Here is a 1,845-nt window from a genome sequence, read left to right as displayed (position 1 = left end):
TTTAGATGATATGGTAAAACACAAACAAAGTGATGAAGTTTTTAAAGTGTTTTATAAAAAAGATGATAAAATAAGATTGCTTAGAGTTAGTAATATGCAAGCTTTAAATCGTTTTGATAAACTTAAAGGTGCAATGACAAAAATAATTTTAGATAGTGGTTTTAAACCTGATAAATAAAAAGGATTAATATGTGTAAAGATCAAGAATATATAGAGCAAATGAAAACTTTATTATTAAAAGGTTTTAAAGATGCCAAAGATGATAAAGTGTATCAAAAAGAACAGCTTGAACTTGCAGAAGCAGGAATTAATGATGGCTTAGAGGAGGATTAATTATATAATTAGCCATATATTTATATTAGTTTTTTTAAAAAACCGTTTTTACTATTCTTTAATCTTTTATATTGTATTTTGATTGTCTTATTTATGTAATTTTATATATAAAAAAAGTTTTTTCCAATTTTACAACAAAACCCTTTATGGTATAATAAAAATAAAAATTATATAAGAAAGGATATAAATGGCTATAAAAATTGAAATTAGCGGATTTGATAAGGATTTTTTACCTGTTTTTGAGAGTTTAGCTAAAAGCCTAAAAGCTACTTATTGTTTGTTAGAATGTGATACTCCAGAAGAGAAAAAACAAAGTTCTATGAAAAAGGCTTTAGAAGAAATGAAAAATGGAGAGCATGAAACTTTTAAAAACTTTGATGAGTATAAAAAGGCTATGCGTGAAATATGAAATTAGAGTTTTAAAAGAATACAAGAAAAACTATAAGAAGCTAACGCTAAAAGAAAAAGATTTAGTAGATGAAATAGTCTATCGCTTATCTAACAATGAAACTCTTGAAAGAAAATACAAAGATCATAAACTAAAAGGTGAATTTAAAGAGCTTAGAGAGTGTCATGTAAAACCTGATTTGCTCTTAATTTATCAAAAACAAGATGATAAACTTATTTTAACATGTATTAATATAGGTTCTCATAGCGAGTTGTTTTAATAATTGAAGTTAAATTAATCAAGTTTATAAAAATCCATAACTACATATTAAGTCATTTATATCATAATAGAAAGAAAAAAGAAAAACACTATGAAAAAATTATCCCAAGAAGAAATACAAAAAGCTATGAGAGAATGTGTAGTAAGTTCTTATACTTATGATCTAGTTAATCCTAATGGTTATTTCTCAAGATTTATTCGATGTTTTAAATGAAGATTTTACCAAAGAATATGAATTCATAGATAGTCCTACTTTAGATGATATGGTAAAACACAAACAAAGTGATGAAGTTTTTAAAGTGTTTTATAAAAAAGATGATAAAATAAGATTGCTTAGAGTTAGTAATATGCAAGCTTTAAATCGTTTTGATAAACTTAAAGGTGCAATGACAAAAATAATTTTAGATAGTGGTTTTAAACCTGATAAATAAAAAGGATTAATATGTGTAAAGATCAAGAATATATAGAGCAAATGAAAACTTTATTATTAAAAGGTTTTAAAGATGCCAAAGATGATAAAGTGTATCAAAAAGAACAGCTTGAACTTGCAGAAGCAGGAATTAATGATGGCTTAGAGGAGGATTAATTATATAATTAGCCATATATTTATATTAGTTTTTTTAAAAAACCGTTTTTACTATTCTTTAATCTTTTATATTGTATTTTGATTGTCTTATTTATGTAATTTTATATATAAAAAAAGTTTTTTCCAATTTTACAACAAAACCCTTTATGGTATAATAAAAATAAAAATTATATAAGAAAGGATATAAATGGCTATAAAAATTGAAATTAGCGGATTTGATAAGGATTTTTTACCTGTTTTTGAGAGTTTAGCTAAAAGC

The 1,845-nt window shown here is 24.0% G+C and carries 5 protein-coding genes; all 5 read left to right on the top strand.

Annotated elements, in window-relative coordinates; genetic code table 11:
• Positions 1–189 precede the first annotated feature (189 nt).
• The 5 genes from AJ930_RS10310 to AJ930_RS10305 all read left to right on the top strand — a co-directional run bounded on the left by AJ930_RS10310 (position 190) and on the right by AJ930_RS10305 (position 1,586).
• Positions 190–333 (top strand): hypothetical protein, encoded by a 144-nt coding sequence (locus tag AJ930_RS10310; RefSeq protein ID WP_002782730.1) that lies wholly within the window; start codon positions 190–192, stop codon positions 331–333.
• A gap of 187 nt (positions 334–520) precedes the next feature.
• Positions 521–742, top strand: a complete 222-nt coding sequence (locus tag AJ930_RS05175) for a hypothetical protein (RefSeq protein WP_002881155.1) — start codon at positions 521–523, stop codon at positions 740–742.
• Positions 732–1,001 carry a type II toxin-antitoxin system RelE/ParE family toxin gene (locus AJ930_RS05170; RefSeq protein WP_002789000.1) on the top strand — a complete coding sequence of 90 codons (270 nt, stop codon included), beginning with the start codon at positions 732–734 and terminating at the stop codon, positions 999–1,001. The genes AJ930_RS05175 and AJ930_RS05170 overlap by 11 nt, the downstream gene beginning before the upstream one ends.
• 175 nt (positions 1,002–1,176) lie before the next feature.
• Positions 1,177–1,431: a hypothetical protein gene (locus AJ930_RS05165; protein WP_044794622.1), complete on the top strand. Its 255-nt coding sequence runs from the start codon at positions 1,177–1,179 to the stop codon at positions 1,429–1,431.
• Positions 1,432–1,442: 11 nt separating this feature from the next.
• Positions 1,443–1,586 carry a hypothetical protein gene (locus AJ930_RS10305; protein ID WP_002782730.1) on the top strand — a complete coding sequence of 48 codons (144 nt, stop codon included), beginning with the start codon at positions 1,443–1,445 and terminating at the stop codon, positions 1,584–1,586.
• The last annotated feature ends 259 nt before the right edge of the window (positions 1,587–1,845 follow it).

The sequence above is a fragment of the Campylobacter sp. BCW_6871 genome, assembly GCF_001762325.1.
Classification (GTDB): Bacteria; Campylobacterota; Campylobacteria; order Campylobacterales; family Campylobacteraceae; genus Campylobacter_D; species Campylobacter_D jejuni.
The sequence above is the reverse complement of the archived record's forward strand: the minus strand, read 5'-3'. Positions and strand labels throughout refer to the sequence as shown.